Source organism: Flavobacterium aquatile LMG 4008 = ATCC 11947 (assembly GCF_000757385.1).
Lineage (GTDB): Bacteria > Bacteroidota > Bacteroidia > Flavobacteriales > Flavobacteriaceae > Flavobacterium > Flavobacterium aquatile.
Genome location: NZ_JRHH01000003.1, coordinates 41,593 through 61,163, shown reverse-complemented (window position 1 = coordinate 61,163; position 19,571 = coordinate 41,593). Strand labels below are relative to the sequence as shown.

The window sequence follows — 19,571 nt, the reverse complement described above, 5'->3', positions numbered from 1 at the left end:
TAGGTATAGGTTTGTTAGTTGTAATTTTATAATTTTTCTTTTATGTAATTCGTCATTTTATTAAACAACTGAATTCTGGTTTTACCACCATAAATTCCGTGGTTTTTGTCTGGATAGATTGCCCAATCAAATTGTTTATTAGCTTGAACTAATGCTTCTATCATTTGCATTGAATTTTGAACATGTACATTATCATCAGCCGTTCCATGAATTAATAAAAAGTTTCCTTTTAATTTACTCACATGATTAATTGGTGAATTTTCATCATATCCGCTTGCATTTTCTTGTGGCGTTTGCATGTATCTTTCGGTATAAACGCTATCGTAAAATCTCCAGTTTGTAACTGGCGCAACAGCAATAGCCATTTTAAAAACATCGGCGCCTTTAAACAAACAGTTGCTCGACATAAATCCGCCATAAGACCAGCCAAATATACCAATTCTAGATTTATCTACATAAGCATAATTCCCTATAACTTTTGCAGCATCAATTTGATCTTCAACTTCAAATTTTCCTAGTTCTTTCTGAGTACATTTCTTGAAATCGGCACCTTTAAATCCTGTTCCACGACCGTCAACACAAACTGTGATGTATCCTTGTTGTGACAACATCATAAACCACATATCGTTTGTATCCAACCAGTTATTAGCCACTTCTTGCGAACCTGGACCAGAATATTGATACATAAAAACTGGATATTTTTTATTAGCATCAAAATCTTTTGGTTTGATCATCCAAGCGTTTAGTTTATGTCCTTTTTCTGTTGTTAATTCGAAAAACTCTTTTGTTGGTAAGTCGTATTTTTTTATTTTTTCAACTAAGGCTGTATTATTTACAATTTCTTGAGCTTGTTTTCCGTCTTTAGAACTGTTTAAAGTATAAGTTGGTGGTGTTGTAACGCTAGAATAAGTGTTGATGTAGTAAGTAAAATCGGGACTAAAAGTCGCGCCATTTGTTCCAACTTGAGAAGATAATTTCACTTTCTTTTTTCCGTCAAGCGAAATTTTATAAACGTCTCTTAAGGTTGAACCATTTTCTACCGATTGATAAAAAACTGTTTTTGTTTTTTCGTCAAAACCATAGTAATTCGTAACTTCCCATTTTCCTTTAGTCACTTGATTTTTCAATTTTCCAGATTTATCGTACAAATAAATATGATTAAAACCATCTTTTTCTGAAGTCCAAATAAAACTATTGTCTTTTAAGAACGTTAAATTATCAGTTACATCAACATATGCTTTGTCTTTTTCATTCAAAACCACTTTTGCAGTTCCTGTAGTTCCATCAACAAAAATCAAATCTAAATTATCTTGGTGACGATTTAACACTTGCGCAGACAAAACGTTATCATCATTTGTCCATTTCATTCTAGCAATATAAAAATCAGAATAGTTTCCTAAATTGATTTTCTTAGCTGATTTACTTCCTACTTCAAAAACATGTAATGAAACTTCAGAATTTTTTTCTCCAGCTTTTGGATATTTGAAGGTTTGTGATGTTGGATACAAATCTTTTTGATACATATCCATAGAAAATTGAGGTACTTTACTTTCGTCAAATCTAATGAAAGCTAATTTTTTACTATCGGCACTCCAATCGAAAGCTCTTACAAACGCAAATTCTTCTTCGTAAACCCAATCCGTAATTCCGTTGATGATTTCGTTTTTCTTTCCGTCAGTCGTTACTTGAGTAATTGCTTTTGATGCAATATCATAGATAAACAAATTGTTTTCTTTAGCATATCCAATTTTTGTTCCATCTGGAGAAAAAGTTGGTTCTTGTACATTTTCTAAAACTTTAGTCAATTCTTTAGTAGCAAGATTATACAAATAATAAGTGGCAGTAAACGAATGACGAAAAATTGGAGAGGTATTATTTGCAATTAAAATTTGCTTTTCATCGTTACTAAAAGTGTAACTATCAATTCCTTCTGATAAATCTTTGTAGGATTTTGTATCGATTAAAGTCGAGACTTTTTTTAGAGTAGCAAAGTCATAAAGATCGATTTGCTGTGTTCTTGAAGTTCTATCTGAGTTTAGAACTGTGTATTGGTTTGTGTTTTTCATGGATTGTAAAGCATCCATTCCTTTGGTACGAAAAGCGCCTGTATATATTTCTTCAACGGAGATTTTTTGCTGAGCAATAACAGAAAAACTAGTTAAAATAAATAGCGCTAGTAATTTTTTTGACATCATATTTTTGATTGATTATAAAACGAGTCCAATTTTAGTGATTTTTTTGGAAATAATGACTTATTTTTATGTTAAATGCAATTTTAAGACCTTACATATTTATCAAAATCCAATTATTACAATAAAATCTAAAGTGTATCTTTGTGAAAAATTAAGCCCAAATCATTTCGATATGAACAACGCTATTGCAGGATTTTCCAAATTATCCAAAGAAGAAAAAATCAATTGGATTGCTACTGAATATTTTACTAGCCCAACCGATGCCATTGCGACCATAAAACAATATTGGAACAACGATGAAAGTCTTCAAAAACTTCACGACGAATTTATTGAAAACACAATAACCAATTTCTATTTACCAATGGGGATTGCTCCGAATTTTCTTATCAACGAAAATTATTATTCGGTTCCAATGGTAATTGAAGAAAGTTCGGTTGTTGCTGCTGCTGCAAAATCGGCTAAATTCTGGTCAACTCGTGGCGGATTTAAAGCAACCGTTTTGAATTCAGAAAAAATTGGTCAGGTTCACTTTTTATATAAAGGTGATGTTGATAAACTGGAACAATTCTTCAAGCAAACAAAATCGAAATTCTACACCGAAACCGATAGCATTACTAAAAATATGCAAAAACGCGGTGGCGGAATTCTTGACATTGAACTTCGAAATAAAACCAAAGAACTAGAAAACTATTTTCAGCTTCATGCCACTTTTGAAACGAAAGATTCCATGGGCGCCAATTTTATAAATTCGTGTTTGGAACAATTTGCAAAAACATTAAAAGAAGAAGCTCAAAATTTTTCTGACTTTTCAGATGACGAAAAAGACATTCAAGTTGTGATGAGTATTTTATCGAATTACGTTCCCAATTGCATAGTTCGCGCTGAAGTTTCTTGTAGAGTTGAAGAATTGGCAGAAAAAAATATAAACAATCCGCAAGAGTTTGCAGAAAAATTTGTTCAAGCGGTAAAAATTGCCGAAATAGAACCTTTTCGTGCAGTAACACACAACAAAGGAATTATGAATGGCGTTGATGCTGTAGTTTTAGCCACAGGAAATGACTTTCGAGCAGTAGAAGCCGGAGTTCACGCTTATGCATCTCGATCTGGAAAATATTCAAGTTTATCACACGCCAAAATTGAAAACGGCATCTTTACTTTTTGGATGGAAATGCCATTAGCTCTTGGAACTGTCGGCGGATTAACGTCATTACATCCATTGGTAAAAATGGCTTTACAAATTCTAGGAAAACCAAGTTCGCACCAATTAATGCAAATTGTAGCCGTGACTGGTTTGGCACAAAACTTTGCAGCATTGCGTTCGTTAACGACAACCGGAATTCAGGAAGGTCATATGAAAATGCACATCAATAATATTTTAAATCAATTTGAGACTTCTGATGAAGAACGCAAAACCATTAAAAAGCATTTTGAAAACAAAACCATTTCTCATGCTTCGGTTGTGTCATTTATTGAAAATTTAAGAAAATAATTAGAAGCGAATGGCTTGCGCATTTATAATAATCCATTTTCCTGCTTTCCTTCCAAAATCCCGATAAAAATCGGGAGTTTTTCCCTCCAATCAGGGCTAGATTGCAAACTTTTGGAAACAAAATCATCATTTCAAAACAAGATTATCAATGAAGCAAACCTTTTACAGCAACGGAAAATTACTAATTACAGGAGAATATGTAGTTCTTGATGGCGCAAAAGCATTGGCATTGCCAACGAAATTTGGTCAAAATTTAATCATTGAAGAAGCAATTGGCGAAGTAATCGAATGGAAAAGTTACGATGCTGACGGAAGCATTTGGTTTGAATCTAATATAACATTTGAATCCATAATTAAAAAACACAAGCACGAAGAAAATCAGAACATCAAAAATACCTTGATTGAGATTTTACACGAAGCTTATAATCTGAATCCAGATTTTATTACCAAATCCAAAGGATATAAAATCACAACCGAATTAACTTTTCCAAAATTTTGGGGATTGGGAACTTCTTCCACATTAATAAACAATATTGCAGATTGGCTTAACATTAATGCCTACGATTTACTAAGAAAAAGTTTTGGTGGAAGCGGTTATGATTTGGCTTGCGCGCAAAACAACTCACCTATTCTATATCAATTGGTAAACGATAAACCTGTTGTTGAAAACATACCATTCAATCCCACTTTTTCTGATAAAATTTACTTTGTTTACCTCAATAAAAAGCAGAGTAGTAAGTCGGCAATTGCTAGCTATTTGCAAAATCATGGTGACATTACAAAAACCATTAAAAAAATTGATGCTATCACCGATACAGTTATCAATGCAACTGAGCCAAAAGAGTTCGCTATAGCGTTACAAAAACACGAAATAGAAATGAGTTCGATTCTAGAACAACAAACGGTTAAAGAAGCTCTATTTCACGATTTCGATGGTGTTATTAAAAGTCTTGGCGCTTGGGGTGGCGATTTTGTTTTGACAATTTCTAAGGAAAATCCAACTTCCTATTTCAAAAATAAAGGATATGGAATTGTGATTCCTTACGAAGATATGATTTTATAATTTTGAGAATATTTAAAAACAAAAAATCCTGAGCATGCTCAGGATTTTTTTATTAAGTAAGATTTAGAATATTAATAGAATTCTAATCTGTTATCTTCAATTTTAGCGTCACTTTTCAATGCTGGAATAACTCTTCCTACACCTTGGCTAGACATTGCTTTTACTTTGTTTACATAATCAGTATAGTTAGCAGCTTTTGGTGCTTTTAAAACCGATTTAGCTTTAATTACATAAATACCACTATTTCCTTCAATTGGAGCAGATAATTTTCCTGCTGCAGTTCCGAAAGCAGTTCCAACAACTTTTTGTTCAGCACCAACACCGTTTAAAACTGGGTTACCGATAGTAACATCTACCGCTTGTTGAACCGTTGTAGCATTTGCTTTAGCGATAGCTTCTAATGAAGAACCTGAAGCTTTTGCTTTTAATTTTTCAGCTTTTTTCTCGTTTTTAATAATACTTTCAATCATTGGTTTTGCTTCTTCAACTGTCATTAAACCTTTTTCGTTTATTTTAGTTAATTTAGCAATAACGTGGCCAACGTTTACAATTTCGAAACGTTTTACATCACCAACTTTAGCTTCGCTGTAAGCCCATTTTACAATTTGTCTTTGATTCCCAACAGAACCAAACATTTCGTCCATTGGTTTTGCTTTAATTGCAGGATTAACAGTTACACCAGCAGATTTTGCAACAACAGCAAAATCTTTAGAAGCAGCATCCATTTCAAATTTAGTTGCTTTAGTGTAAGCATCATCAGTAGTTTTTTGTGAAGGATCAACTTTTTGAGAAACTGTTGCTAAACGAACAGCATCTTGTTTATCGGTAACGTTAATAATATGGTAACCAAATTCTGTTTCAACTAAACCAATTTTACCAATTGGATTTGCAAATACAAAATCATTAAAAGGTTTTACCATTTGGTTTGGACCAAAATATCCTAAATCACCACCACTTTGAGCAGATGAATCATCAGAATTTGTTAATGCTAACATTGTAAAACTTCCAGGATTAGCAACAGCTTGAGCTAATAAACTTTCAGCTTTAACTTTAGCTTCTTCTTTAGTTCTTTTTTCTTTTTTGTTAGGTACTTGCGTTCCTTCCCAAGAAATTAAAATATGGCTTGCTTTAGCTTTCGCTCCAGATTTTCTTCCCATTGATTTAGAAACAGCATAATATTTACCAGTAATGTATGGTCCGTAAACTTCACCTACAGGCAAATTAAATAATGCCTCAGCGTGTTCTGCTGGCAAATCTTGTTTGCTTACATAAGTTGAATCGTAAGGAGTATCTGAGTTAGCAGCAATATATTCAGCTACATTTGAAGCATTTTTAAAACTTGGAATAGTGTCATTAGTTTTAGTTTCATTGTTAAAAACAACTCCTCCAGTTAATAATGCATCAATTTTAGCTTTTGCTTCCGTTTGATCTTCCTTAGATGGAGTATCTTCTATAACAACGTATTCGATTTCACGAGTTCCATCAGATTTGAATCTTTTTTCATGCTTTTTCATGTAAGCAACATAATCTTCATCAGTAACTTTAATATCGCTATCTTTTACTGTAGAATATAAAAGTGCTACATAATCAAAAGAAGTTTTGTTTGATTCTAACTCGTATTTGAATTTACCTTCAGCTTCTGTTGTGTACATTCCACCTTTGATTAAAGCAGCATACATTTGGTATTTCGCATTCAATTCAGCATCTTTTTCTCTATCCTTCATCATTTGAGCTTGCTCAGGATTAGTTTTGAAATACTCTTTAAATTTTTTAAGGTCAAATTTCCCTAATTCATTTAAGAAAGCAGGATTTTGTCCAATATTTGGATCATTTTTAAAATTTTCGATGATATGATTTTCACCAGCACGAAGACCTAACTTATCAAATTCTGCAGAAAGAAGTGCGATCGCAATTTCTTGTTCCCATAGTTGATTTGCAGCTTGAGTTTGTGTAGTTCCTTGACCACTTTTTTCCATATTTGCGACTTTCATTCTAAAGTCTTCAAAAGGAACATCTTTTCCATTAATGCTACCAACATCTTTTGATGGAGAGTTAAATCCACCGCTTTGAATTGCTTCACCAACAACGAAAGCTAATAATGCAAACCCGATAACTAATAAAAGTAATCCAGAACGTTGTCTAATTTTTTGTAAAACTGCCATTTTTATATATGTTAATTTTTAATTCAGTTTGCGAAAATACAATTATCTATGAAATAATTATAAAAGTCTAGTTATAATTTCAATAAAAAAGTGATTTTTTTTTATTTTTACTCTGTAATGGTCATTTTTACCAAATCTATTTTGTTATTTGAGGCTTCTTCAATTACAAAATGTAAGTTTTCTATGGTAATTTGTTCTCCTTTTTGAGGAATTTCTTTTGAAAAATCTACAATAAATCCGCCAAGAGTTCCATAAGAATCACTTTCGGGAATTTCTAATTTGTATTCTTCATTAATGTAAGCAACATCCAATCGAGCAGAAAAAAGAAATGTTTTATCGTCTATTTTAGTTTCAATTAATTCTTCATCGTTATCGTGTTCATCTTCAATCTCTCCAAAAAGTTCTTCAACAATATCTTCAACCGTAACTATTCCGGACGTTCCACCGTATTCGTCAAGAATTACTGCTACACTTTTACGTTTTTTTGTCAATAAATTTAAAACATCTTTGATAAAAATAGTTTCTGGAACATATTCTACTGGAATCATTATGGCTTTAATGCTTCGCGGTTTTTTGAACAATTCGAAGGAGTGAACATATCCAATAATATCGTCTAATGAATTTTGGTAAATTAAAATTTTAGAATAACCAGTTTGGATAAATAATTCTCTTAATTGCGAAACAGAACTGTGTATTTCTACAGCTACTAATTCGGTTCTTGGCGTCATTATTTCTCTTGCTTTCACACCAGAAAACTCAAGAGCATTTTGAAAAATTTGAATTTCAGAATCTACATCTTCGTCGTTATCAACGCTACTCATTTGTTCATTAATATAATTTCCTAATTCAATTTTGCTAAAAAAAGAAGGTACATAATCACCTTCTGTCTTAAAGAATTTTTTCAGAATAATATCCGAAATCCAAATGATAAAGGTTGAAATGTAGTTGAAAATAATGAAGAAAAAATAGCTAGGAACAGCAAAAAATTTGATTAAACTATTGGCATATATCTGAAAAAAAACTTTTGGCAAAAATTCTGATGTTATTAAAATAACTAAAGTTGAAATTATGGATTGTATTAAGACATTTGTTATTTCAGAAAATTGATATCCTAAGAAATTAATCCAATTCATTATCAAATCACCCATAAAAAAACCGTAAATAACAATGGAAATATTATTCCCAACAAGCATTGTAGCTATGAACTTTGAAGGTTTCTCGGTAATTTTAGTTAAAATGTTGGAAAGAAAATTATCTTGTTTTTTTTCTATTTCAAGATATATTTTATTGGAAGAAACGTAGGCAATTTCCATTCCTGAAAAAAAGGCAGAAAGTAATAAACATACAATTATTACTATGATTTCCATCTATGATTTATTTTGGTTTTCTGGCGAATCTTGATTTACTGAAGTAGTTTGATTTTTTCTTGCTTCAAATTTTTTCGCAAAACGACTTCTGAAGAAAAAAGTAAAGAAACCCATTGCAGCTATTAATACAGATAGCCAAGGTTTTTCTGGATTATTCCAATTATAAATTGCATCGCCTGTCATGACGATACCAACCAATAAATAAATATATTTTGTAAAATTTAAGTAATTCATAATTATTTTTCGCTTTGCACTTCTCCAGAAATTCTCTGTGAGTTTATTATTTTAAAATCTTTGCTAAAATCAACTCCTTCTCCGTAAGTAAATCCTTTGGCATCTGTAAATTTAAATCTTTTTTCGGTATAAAACCACTCATTTTTTTGATCAAAATACAATTGTTCTGTTTCAAATAATTGTCCGGCTTCATTTGTGATTTTTACATTTCCTTGTAAATCAATTAAATCGGTGTTTTTAAAAGTGATAGCATACTTGGAAGTGACAAAAGTCTTTTTACCATTATTATCATACATTGTCACTTTCAAACCTTTAGGAAATTCTGTAAAAGGAAATTCTACAGTAGCATAATCTAGCATTTTCGGACTTACTAGAATGGATTTAATTTTACCAGAATCGGTATATTTTAAATCAATTGAATCAGCTTCTCCACTAGGAGTGAATTCGGCGAAATTCGACTTTTGAACTTCTCTGAAATTACTTTCGCAAGAAGACATCAGCACTAATGTAAACAAAATTGCTATTGTAAATAGAACTATTTTCTTAGCTACCATTATTAAAACTGAACTGTTTCGTTTATCCAACAACCAATTGCAACTTTATTACCATTCTTTTTAATCTGACTTAATTCTTGTTGCGTTGGCACTTCAAATTTGTTAGAAAATTGATCTGCAGTTGCTTTAAATTTAGGTTCTACTTGGGCTGCTTTATTTATTGTGATTTTCGCTAATTGATAAATTGCTTTTTTCTCAATAGTTGTTGTACCACATTCGTTAACAGCATTTGAATATAAACTCGAAAGAAAAACATAATATTCTCCGTTAGATGGATTATTTTCTGAAGCAAGTTTTAATGCTTCTTTGGCCTTTGATTTATCTATCATCGAAAGTATGTTGGCTAAAGTATAGTAGGTTTTAGCTTTTTCTAATTTATCAGAGGATAATGAAGCAGATTGACTAAAGTATTCAATTGCTTTACTTTGATTTCTAGTTTTCAAATTAAAATTTCCTAGATGATAGGCGGATTTAGAACTTGGATTTAATAAATGTAATTGATTGGCAACTGTTCCAAAGATTGGTGCATTTGCTGCTTTTTGCGATAATAAATTGGCTGTTGATTCTAACCAACCTGCATTTTCTTTATTGGAAGCATAGTTAGATTCGGCATAAGCCACAACATTTTCTTTACTCAAATCCTCTTTTACAAGCGAATTAACTGCTAAAAATGCATTGTTAAATTCTACTTCTCGCTCTGGAAATTCATTTTTGTTTTTCTCGACTACAGATAAAACTTCGCCGTATTTACTTAACAATTGATTGAAAGAGATATTGTTTTTCTTGTCATTATAATTCTCTTTAAACAATTTAAAGTATGCATACAATGCGTTAGGGTTTTTAAACTGGAATTTATCTTTTGCAAAAGCTTTATCAAAACTTAGATAAGCTTCATTTTCTTTAGAAATTTTAGATTCGTAAAGAACCATTGCTTTATTGATAAGGTTTCCATTTTTATTATCAGGGAAATTTTTATCGTATTGATCATAGAATTTTACCAAATCTAAAACGGCAACTTCCTTTTTGTCATCTGCAGCAAGTTCGATATTATATTTAAGCACTTCAATTCCTTGAAGATAAAAAACTTCTGATTTTGTGGCACATTTTAGCCTAGTTTCAGACAAAATTTGATTTGCTTTTGCAAAATCAGAATTAGTAATAGCAGAAGACAATTGTTTTTGTTTATTGTCACAATCAATTTCTTGAGAAAAAATTGTTCCACAAGAAATTAAAAAAAGTACTAAAGAAAATAGTATCTTCATAATTTAAGTTTTTAGATTAATTAATCTTACGTCTTCTGAACCATTCATCATTAAAAGTAAATCCTAGGCTGATATTTGTGTAATTTTCTTCAATTAAGCCAGCATTTGTAGTGCCTCTTTTTCCAAACTCAAAACCTAAATTTATATTAGAGAATGTTCCGTTTAGTGGCAAACCAAATCCTAGCGTCATTGCATAATCGTTTATCTGTTGTCCGAAAACTATGAGACCAGTATTTTCATATCTAAATCCGCCTCTATAAGTTACTTTGTTTAAATAACTTGTATACGAAGTATATTTTGGAATATAATAACCTCCTACACTATAGCGAATAGAGTTTTCGTAAGTAGCATTGTTGATATCATTGAATCTGTTTCCTAAATCACTAGTTCCTTGAAATGTAATTTCACTACCAATCATCCATTTTCTAACTTGTCCAATCGCAGTACCAAAGGTTAATTTAGATGGCATTTTTAATTTAGAATCATCTACATCAATTTCATCTTCATCAACTACAAACTCACCTCCAGTTGTTAAAAATTGTATTGTAGCAATCTTTCTTTCATTTGTTAAGTTTAAACTAGCTTGAGGTGTATAAGTTAAACCACTAAAAAGAGTTAACTTCTTTGTAATTTTAGATTGATAGGCAAGACCTAAATTAAAATTCACACCAGAAACATCAGATCTATTTATTTCTCGAGACCCAAACTGAACACCAACTATAGAGTTTACGCTTTTAGTTTCAATACTTCCAAAATTATATTGCACATCAGCTCCAACACTTAACTTTTTTGTGATTTGATATCCTACTCCAAAGAATGCTTTATTAATTCCACCAGAACCTGTATAACGTTTTGTCGTTGGGTCTTCGTCTGTTGCTATGTTTAAAATTTTATATCCAACAGAAGAAAACGGAATTAATCCAAATCCGAATCCGAATTTTTTGGATGGTAATCCAACTGCTAAATAATCTAGAGTTGTTCTTTGAGACTTCTCTTCTTGAGTAGAAGTTTTCATTTTAGTTGGTGTAAAAGTTCCTGCAACTGCAAAAGACGTAAGTTTTAAACTAGCCAATTGCGCAGGGTTTTGCAAATTAATATGGATACTATCAGATAAAACTGATAATCCACCCATAGAACGATTTTCTACTGTTCCTCTAAAACGGACATCTCCAAGTCCGTAGAAAGAATAAGGCGAAGATGTACCTTCTTGAGCAAAAGAAACTAACGATAAGAATAAGCAAAGGCTTACAATAATTTTATTAATCATTTGTGATTGTATTGAAATGTTTGGTTCAAACTTTCTAAAAGGAAATTTGAATTGGCAAATATGGTATTTTTTAATCTATCAGCCAAAAATTCTGCGTCTCCACCAGTTAAAATTATGATAAAGTTATCATTTTCATTAAAATTATAGTTTACAAACCCATCTATTTCCATTGCAACGCCATTAACAACACCAGAATGAATAGATTGATTTGTAGAGTTTCCAATTATATTAGTTGGATTTTCTTTAGTTAATAACGGCAACTTTGCAGTATAATTATGTAATGATTCATATCTAAGCCTTATGCCAGGAGAAATAGCACCACCAAGGTAGTTATCATTTTCATCTATAAAATCATAAGTAATACAAGTACCAGCATCTATTACTAATCTTTTTTTATTTGGAAATTGTAAAACAGCTCCAGAAGATAAAACCATTCTATCAATTCCTAAAGTATTTGGTGTAGCATAAAGGTTATGGAATGGAAATTGGCTTTCTGAAGTAATAAAATTAATTTCAACATTAGCATTTAGGTCAAAAAAGTCCTCTTTATTGAGTTTTCCCACCGACGCAACCACGATATTGTCGATTTTTTTAAATTTTTTTAAATTTTTTTTAACCGCAATTTGCCACTCTTGATAGTAGATTATTTCCTTATGAATTATTGTATTCTGTTCAAATACAGCCAATTTGATTTGAGTATTTCCAACATCGATCGCTAGAAGCATATTTTTAAATTTTGTGCTGCAAAGGTACAAATAGATTTTTTTTAAAAATTGTTTTGGATAAATTAAAAATCGTTCTATATTTGCACCCGCAATGAACAAGTAGTACTACTTAAAATTGTAACGGTACCTTAGCTCAGATGGTAGAGCAATGGACTGAAAATCCATGTGTCCCTGGTTCGATCCCTGGAGGTACCACATACAACCCTTAATTTCATTATGATTTTAAGGGTTTTTTGTTTTTAGAGTGCTTGAGAGGGTGCTTTTAAATTTCATTTCTACATTATCACTCTTATTTCAACGTAAATTAATCCCTTTTAATCACAAGAGTTAATAACGATAAAAACGAATCTAAATAATTTGTACTTTTTGTAATTTTGGATTTATAAATAATCTAAAATTCACACTCATTTAAATCTACAGGGTGCAGAAAAGAATTTTCTATCAAGCTATTATTTATATCCTGGAGGTAATGCCTGTTCAATACATAAATTTATTTTCAATATTTAAATTCTTGATATTAATTAGCCATTAGGAGAAAAAACAATTATTATTTCTTAATTAATCATTTAGAGATGCTTTATTTAATAGGGCTATCATAGACTATGACTGATTTCGTTTTAAAATATTATTTCTTATCTAAATTTTCGCCATAAATCCCTAAATCTAAATCAACTAATTTATTTTTAATAATACATTTTCTTACTTCAAGGTTTCAGTAATAATTTTATTTTATAAATTCACAAAATAATAAATCAACCATAGCCGAAAAGAAAATTTTTTTTTGATTGTCTTAAAGATGTTAAAAAAATAAAATTAGGTCTAGGGTATAGAAGCAAAAAATCAATTTTTAGTCAAGTACTAAATTGTTTGACCTGACTTAGAAGTATATATAAATCAAATTTCAAAATTAAACATATGGCAGAATATTTAATTGTAAATGAGAAAGATATTGAATCAATTTACGAACCTGAGTTATACACATTAAACGATGATTTCTTTCCTAATTATAAATTTCTGAATACAATTGAAACAATAAAGAGTTGCATGATTTTCTATAGTCTTTTTGGTTATGGAGATAGTGGTGATTATGAAAGAGAGTATTTTGATTATAAAAAATATAATTCCAAATACCCAAATACATATCGTGGGATTGACTATAAAAAATTAAATGTATTATTGGATTTTGACTTATTTGAGAATGACTTGAACACATACATTTCAAATTTAGAATCTCGTTTTATTGGCGAATTAGAAAACAATATTACTAAGCCAAACTTTGAAATACCATTGATGCAATTTTTAAAAAAAATTCAAGAATCTATTAATTTTTTAATTTTATTAGACTTATCTAAAAACAGGATAAAGCAATTAGTTAAAGAAAAATTTATAAAATCATATTATAGGGTAATAGAAATTTTAAGAGAGAAATATTTTATTCTTTATGACAAATCTTTTTTAGTTCTAGAAAAAAATGAAAAACCCAAAAAAGAAGCAAAACTTGCTGATTGGCATTGTGTTTTTATTGAAATAATATTAGGTAAAATTAATATTGAAAGAGTTAACGTTTATTCAACAACCTACATCTATAACAATATTGAATTTGATAATCCAACAGATATCGGTAAAGAAATAGCGAGAAACTATAAGAAAAAAGAAGATTCTTTAAGACCAATATTGACTGATTCAATTAATGGAGGGTTATCTAAAAATATATTCGTTAAAAAGAACCTTAAAAAAATGAATGAATTAATTGATGTTTATGGAAATAATATGTGTGATTATTTTAAAGACATATTTGACAAACTAAATTAGTGTTTTTTAAGTACGTACATAAAAAAGTACCATAATTACAATAACATAATTTTGTCAAATAAATTTTAAAACTCATTAATATATGACAAAGCAAAATGAAAAATTATTGGTACAATTAAATGTAAACGAATTGCAAGAACTAATTGCAAAATCTCAAACAGAGCTATTGAATAAACTCATTAAAGTTATTCAATTAAATCCGATCGAAAATGATGAAGAAAAGATTTATTCAAGAAAAGAGACTGCAAAGCTCTTGAATGTATCTGTTGAAACTTTATTCCATTGGAACAATAAAAAAATTCTTGAAGCCAAAAAAATGGGCAACAGAGTTTACTATTTGAAAAATGACGTTATGAACAAACTTAATTCAGTAGCATAATGATAGATAGCGTAAAATTTCAGATAGTAGAGAAAGACAAGTTTGAAAATTTTATTGTCTCAAGTAAAATAATTGATTTGATGACTTTTATTAATCTTTTTACAGGTGAAATAAGTTCGTACCCAAAAAGAGGGAAATATAAAAATTTAGATGTTTCAATTACTTTAATAAATGCATACATCAACGGTAGTTTACATAAGTTTAGAAACTTAATTTTATTTGATGAAGACCAAAATTATAATGATTTCAGTTTTTGCCAAGTGAAAGAAGTTATTTCTTATTTGACTAAAAAATTAAAGATTGAAAATTCAACTTCTTTGACTAATCTTGAATTTGGAATTAACATTGATGTTAGTAAAAACCCACAAGATATAATTGATTATAATCTTATGATGTACAGAAATAAACATCATTACAGGGATGACAAATTTGGTGGGAAAGGTGATTTTAAAGAATTTAGAACGACAGATTTTTATATTAAGATTTATAATAAATCAAAACAATATCATTTGAAAAAGCATAGATTGAGAATTGAATTAAAGATAATTAAAAAAAGATATATTCAGAATCTAGGAATATTCAAATTAGAAGATTTAAACGAAATTGAGGTAATTTATAGGCTTTATGAGAGGCTTTTAAAAGAGTTTAATGAATTAACCATAGTTGATGAATTCTATCTCTTAAATCTACCAAAAGAAGACAAAGCTAATTTAGTGAAATTTACAAACCCAAACTATTGGAAACACCTGAAAAAAGAAGAGTCTTTAAAAGTATTTAATAGAGTTAAGAGAGATTTTAATTTATTGGTTGAAAAGCATAATTTGAATAAAACCAAAAAAGAGATTCTTGAAAATCTTGAATCTAAATTTCAAGAACTTTTGAATGATTGCGATGAAAATCTTTTATTATTAAATATTGCTTAGGGGCTAAAATGCAAACTATAATATAATTAACAAACCCACCTTTTAGTGTGGGTTTTTTTATATTTTTACAGTTAATACAATAAAAGATAGTTTATAATTTTAGTAAATTAATTTTCATAAAAAGATTTTACCTCAAAAACTGGAACTCCAAAACTAAAGTTTTGACTATTTGTTATTTTTGCAAAATTTACCCCAACTAAATTCCCCCATTTATCAATTATAGGGCTACCACTAGAACCCTCTAATGTTGGAATTGTATATAAAATGCGCTCTCCGTCATTTTCCTGACTTATTTTACCACTAGTAAATTGTGATTTAATTCCTTGTTTAGTTTTAGCTAAAGAAAACCCTCTATTAAAACCAATCATAAATACATCTTCATTTATTTTTATTGGATTTTTTATATCTCGTTCTTTATTTTTTGATGGATTTTCAATTAGGTTTGGATTATTGTCTTTAAAATTTAGAATATAATTGGGTTTTACATTAAAATTTTTATTTTTTGTCTGTATTAAAGCTAAGTCAATATTTTCTCTCTCTGATGTTTTCACAACTACACATTCTTGTAAGTCATCTAATTCAGTAACATGAGTGTCATTAAATGCTATTCCTAATTTATGTATTATTAATTTAGAAGTTGCATTGCTAAAATCTAAAAACTCAATTTTACGATATAATTCGGCTAAATAATCTTTTTCATTGGATAGAAAATCAAATCTATTTTGAAGGTTTTGTTTTTCATAATAATCCATTTGTTCAAAATGTTCTATATAAGTTGTTTTTATTAGGTCTAATGTATCACTATACTTTTTGACATTATAAATAATATGCTCCTTTAGCTTTTCATTTAATTTAACTAGTTCAACTTTATAATTTTCATCTTTATTGTTTACTACATGATTGTTAGTAATGATTTCGCCTTTTTCTGATATTATAAACCCTGTTCCTGAAGAAAATGATAAATTTTCAATAGCTTCTTTCTCTGTAAAAAATATTTTTTTTTGAGAATCTGGCGAGTAGTAATATTTTGATTGCCCATCATTTACTTCGTAATAATATTGACTTGCTATTAGTACTACACTACTTTTATACTTTTCAAAAATCTTCTCGGGGCTTTCAGGTTCAATATTTTTTGAACACGAAATAAATTGAAAAGAAATAAAAAATATCAATAGTTTAATTATAGAATTTTTCATAAAAACTTAATTTTATTATTAAAACATCATTTTATGTTCTAATAACATTATTTTAGTAATGAGAATTGATTTATTAGTTAATGGGTAACTAAAAATATTGGATAAATGAAATAAGTGTTTTTTTTAATTACTATGCTCAATCTCTTACTGATTCATTATCGCATATCTCACATGCATCATCATAAGAATATCCTTTATTATCAACAAGGTCTTGGATACAATTATCTCTATTACTCCTACAGGAGAATAGAAAAGTCAATAAGATTAATGATAAAAATTTTATTTTCATAATTTTGAATTTATTAACAATTTAAGTGTATAATTTATTATCTATCATACTTGTAAGAACATAGCTTTAAAATAGCAAAAAGCATTTTTTAATTAAAATCTATCAAACATACAATTTTGTCATTGATTATTTCAATATGTCTTTTGAAATTAATTTTTATTCTTTTAGAAGTCCTTCACTTTTCATTATTCGTTTAGCTTGTTGATATAGAAATTTCATTATTAGTTCTCTATTGTAATCTTGTGATAAATCAGCATCTTTAGGTATTTTATCAACAGCTTCATCCTCAAATCTTCTTATAACACGATTGATTATTTCAGGTTCATTGTCTGATTGACGTAGATTGTCAAACATATGATTTATATAGTTTTGAATTTTAGCAAAATTATTATCAAACTTATTTTGTTTATACTCTAAAACTTTGTACGCCGTGTTAAAGTCATAAGATTGAACAACTTGACGTTGAGTATTTTCAATTTTATAATATTCCCAAGCTTGCGTATATGAATTGTAGGTTTTATAACCTGTCATATTGCCATTTGAATCGAAATATTCGTATCGTCTATTGTAGTCATTCCACTTTTCAGTTGAAGTTTGCGCAAATGAAAAACTGCAAAAAAGTAACAAAAAAATAAGTGTTTTCATAGATTTTAGATATAATCACTCAAACCCAAAGTGAAAATTAAACAACCAAAAGCGTGGATTTAACATTTATAACTTATTAAATAATCTCAATGTTACGCTATATTTTTTATATCAATGCAAATATTATAATTCTAATTAATGCTATTTTACGGATTTCCGTAATTACATAAACTTTTTCAAATATAATAAAATTGGTCGCTTAAATGTGACTGACTGAAATTTATTTCTTGTTGACCTTTGAAATATGATTTTTGAGGAAGAATATATTTCAAAATTAGGTATTCATATTAGGCAATTGAGAGAAAGCAAAGAAATATCTCAACAAGGTCTTGCCGATATATGTAATATGCCTAAAACATCCATTGGAAGAGTTGAAAGAGGCGAAGTATTTGCAACAATCAAAACTATAATCAAAATTGCAAATGCTTTAGAAATTGAGCCAAAAGATATTTTAGATTTTAAATAATGCCATACTCAAACATTGAATTTTATAGTATCATCTTAACTTATTTATAGTTGCTTTTTCTTGAATTAGTTATCTCAATAGATTTGTTGTTTTTTCTTTTTAACCGTTATGTGATGTGATTATTGCTTTGTGTTTGTTTGATGTTGTTTATAAATTAAAATACAATCCACTATCAACAATATATGATGCCCTTTCCTCTCCTATAATTCTTATATATTTATAAAATTCTTTTTCTGTCTTGTGACCGCTGAACATCATAATATCATAAACAGGCATTTTAATTTTATATTTATTTGTACAAAAGCTTCTTCTTGCAGTATGAGAATGAATCAATTTAAACTTTGGAATTTGTTCAATTATTTGCTTTCCTCCTTTATTATAAATACATTCGATTTTTTCTTCAAACTTCAAAATTTCACCGATTTTTTTAATGTATTTATTTAAGTCTTTTTCTAAAATCTTTCTTGGAGGTTCTCCATTATGGCGCAAATTCATGATTTGACGAATTTCTTTTGTAATAGGACAATTAACTCTTGCTTTTGTCTTCTTTTGCTTAATAGAAAAATATTCTTTTCCATTAATAGTTTTGATTGATGATTTAGTTAATCCATTATAATCTGAAATCCTCTGACCTGTATAACAACCAATAAGAAAAATATCTCTTGCAAGTTCATAATGTTTTTTTTCAGACAAATCAAGTTCCAACATTTGACTAAGTTCTATTTCGGTTAAATAAATTGCTGTTGTTTCTTCGGGAGAAAAACTGAAGTCTTTAATATTAAAATCTAAATTATCAATTAACCTCTTTTGACTTGCTTCTATTAGAAATGTTTTAAGATTTTTTAAATGTTTAGAAATAGTGTTTTGAGAAAAATCATTTTCTTGTAGGTATTCAATAAAATTAATTACAAACGTTTTATCAAAAGAATTAAAAGAGATTTTTTCATCATTCTCAATTCCAAAATTTTTAACTTTTAATAATGTTTGTTTATAAGAGCGTTTTGTTACATCAACTATCTCTTTTGATTTTAATTCTAAAAACTCATCAGCAAATTCAAAAAATGTTTTAGGCTTGGAATTATTGACAACTACATTTTTATTCAAATAATCATCTAAAAACGACTTTAAAATTTTATTAGAAACAATTAAATGTTCAGCTATTAAACGAGAATATTCTTTTTTAACAACGTTTTCAATATTGCTTAAAAACTCATTAACTTCATTTGCGTTAATAATATTTACTTTAGTTTGCTTTATTCGTTGTTTGTCAAAATCCCAATCCATAAAACAAGATTTATAACCTGTAGAATATTTAAACCTATTTCCACCATAAGAAAAATGAAGAAAAATTAAACTCTCTTTCTTTTTATCCGTTTCAAGTAACTTTTTAGGTTCTTTGAATGCAAATCTTACTATTCCATTAGAATTTTCAACTGTCTTAATCATATCTTTTATATTACAGACAAATATAATGAAATTATAAATAGGGTGCTTGATAGGGTGCTTTATATTTAAAATTTATTTTAATTGAAATTAATTCAACTAA

At 28.8% G+C, this 19,571-nt stretch carries 17 protein-coding genes and 1 tRNA gene; 7 read left to right on the top strand and 11 right to left on the bottom strand.

Annotated features, from left to right (window positions below):
- Positions 1-26 precede the first annotated feature (26 nt).
- Positions 27-2,195, bottom strand: a complete 2,169-nt coding sequence (locus LG45_RS06120) for a S9 family peptidase (RefSeq protein WP_035125504.1) — start codon at positions 2,193-2,195, stop codon at positions 27-29.
- Between the two features lie 169 nt (positions 2,196-2,364).
- Between LG45_RS06120 and LG45_RS06115 the strand changes: the two genes are divergently transcribed.
- Together LG45_RS06115 and LG45_RS06110 are read left to right on the top strand one after the other, a co-directional pair.
- Positions 2,365-3,681 (top strand): hydroxymethylglutaryl-CoA reductase, degradative, encoded by a 1,317-nt coding sequence (locus LG45_RS06115; protein WP_035125502.1) that lies wholly within the window; start codon positions 2,365-2,367, stop codon positions 3,679-3,681.
- A gap of 148 nt (positions 3,682-3,829) precedes the next feature.
- Entirely contained in the window at positions 3,830-4,744 is a 915-nt protein-coding gene (locus LG45_RS06110) for a GYDIA family GHMP kinase (RefSeq protein WP_035125501.1), read from the top strand.
- A 71-nt stretch (positions 4,745-4,815) separates the two neighbouring features.
- On the opposite strand, the gene LG45_RS06105 is transcribed toward LG45_RS06110, so the two are convergent.
- The 7 genes from LG45_RS06105 to LG45_RS06075 all read right to left on the bottom strand — a co-directional run bounded on the left by LG45_RS06105 (position 4,816) and on the right by LG45_RS06075 (position 12,315).
- Positions 4,816-6,906, bottom strand: a complete 2,091-nt coding sequence (locus LG45_RS06105; protein WP_035125500.1) for a peptidylprolyl isomerase — start codon at positions 6,904-6,906, stop codon at positions 4,816-4,818.
- 107 nt (positions 6,907-7,013) lie between these two features.
- Entirely contained in the window at positions 7,014-8,273 is a 1,260-nt protein-coding gene (locus LG45_RS06100) for a hemolysin family protein (RefSeq protein WP_035125498.1), read from the bottom strand.
- On the bottom strand, positions 8,274-8,507 hold the full coding sequence (locus tag LG45_RS06095) for a hypothetical protein (protein WP_052087508.1): 234 nt from the start codon (positions 8,505-8,507) through the stop codon (positions 8,274-8,276).
- A 2-nt stretch (positions 8,508-8,509) separates the two neighbouring features.
- Positions 8,510-9,061 carry an LPS export ABC transporter periplasmic protein LptC gene (lptC, locus tag LG45_RS06090; RefSeq protein ID WP_035125496.1) on the bottom strand — a complete coding sequence of 184 codons (552 nt, stop codon included), beginning with the start codon at positions 9,059-9,061 and terminating at the stop codon, positions 8,510-8,512.
- A 2-nt stretch (positions 9,062-9,063) separates the two neighbouring features.
- Entirely contained in the window at positions 9,064-10,323 is a 1,260-nt protein-coding gene (locus LG45_RS06085; protein ID WP_035125493.1) for a tetratricopeptide repeat protein, read from the bottom strand.
- 16 nt (positions 10,324-10,339) lie between these two features.
- The gene (gene bamG, locus LG45_RS06080; RefSeq protein WP_035125487.1) at positions 10,340-11,590 is read right to left on the bottom strand and encodes a BamG family beta-barrel-assembly machinery protein; all 1,251 of its coding nucleotides are present in this window, start codon (positions 11,588-11,590) and stop codon (positions 10,340-10,342) included.
- Positions 11,587-12,315 (bottom strand): type III pantothenate kinase, encoded by a 729-nt coding sequence (locus LG45_RS06075; protein WP_035125486.1) that lies wholly within the window; start codon positions 12,313-12,315, stop codon positions 11,587-11,589. Before LG45_RS06075 ends, bamG begins: the two co-directional genes overlap by 4 nt.
- Before the next feature lie 122 nt (positions 12,316-12,437).
- On the opposite strand from LG45_RS06075, the gene LG45_RS06070 reads away from it, so the two are divergent.
- From LG45_RS06070 to LG45_RS06055, 4 genes are all read left to right on the top strand, one after another.
- Positions 12,438-12,510, top strand: a tRNA-Phe gene (locus LG45_RS06070).
- Positions 12,511-13,230: 720 nt separating this feature from the next.
- Entirely contained in the window at positions 13,231-14,127 is an 897-nt protein-coding gene (locus LG45_RS06065) for a hypothetical protein (protein ID WP_035125485.1), read from the top strand.
- An 82-nt stretch (positions 14,128-14,209) separates the two neighbouring features.
- Entirely contained in the window at positions 14,210-14,506 is a 297-nt protein-coding gene (locus tag LG45_RS06060; RefSeq protein ID WP_035125484.1) for a MerR family transcriptional regulator, read from the top strand.
- Positions 14,506-15,429 (top strand): hypothetical protein, encoded by a 924-nt coding sequence (locus LG45_RS06055; protein ID WP_035125483.1) that lies wholly within the window; start codon positions 14,506-14,508, stop codon positions 15,427-15,429. Before LG45_RS06060 ends, LG45_RS06055 begins: the two co-directional genes overlap by 1 nt.
- 107 nt (positions 15,430-15,536) lie before the next feature.
- Here LG45_RS06055 and LG45_RS06050 read toward each other — a convergent pair whose 3' ends face one another.
- Both LG45_RS06050 and LG45_RS06045 read right to left on the bottom strand, forming a co-directional pair.
- Complete coding sequence (locus LG45_RS06050) at positions 15,537-16,625, bottom strand: S1 family peptidase (protein WP_035125481.1); 1,089 nt, start codon at positions 16,623-16,625, stop codon at positions 15,537-15,539.
- A 445-nt stretch (positions 16,626-17,070) separates the two neighbouring features.
- A complete protein-coding gene (locus tag LG45_RS06045) occupies positions 17,071-17,559 on the bottom strand; it encodes a hypothetical protein (RefSeq protein ID WP_035125480.1) in 489 nt (162 codons plus the stop codon).
- A gap of 244 nt (positions 17,560-17,803) precedes the next feature.
- Between LG45_RS06045 and LG45_RS06040 the strand changes: the two genes are divergently transcribed.
- Positions 17,804-18,025, top strand: a complete 222-nt coding sequence (locus LG45_RS06040) for a helix-turn-helix domain-containing protein (RefSeq protein ID WP_035125478.1) — start codon at positions 17,804-17,806, stop codon at positions 18,023-18,025.
- 147 nt (positions 18,026-18,172) lie between these two features.
- On the opposite strand, the gene LG45_RS06035 is transcribed toward LG45_RS06040, so the two are convergent.
- Positions 18,173-19,471, bottom strand: a complete 1,299-nt coding sequence (locus LG45_RS06035; RefSeq protein WP_035125477.1) for a site-specific integrase — start codon at positions 19,469-19,471, stop codon at positions 18,173-18,175.
- Between the last annotated feature and the right edge of the window lie 100 nt (positions 19,472-19,571).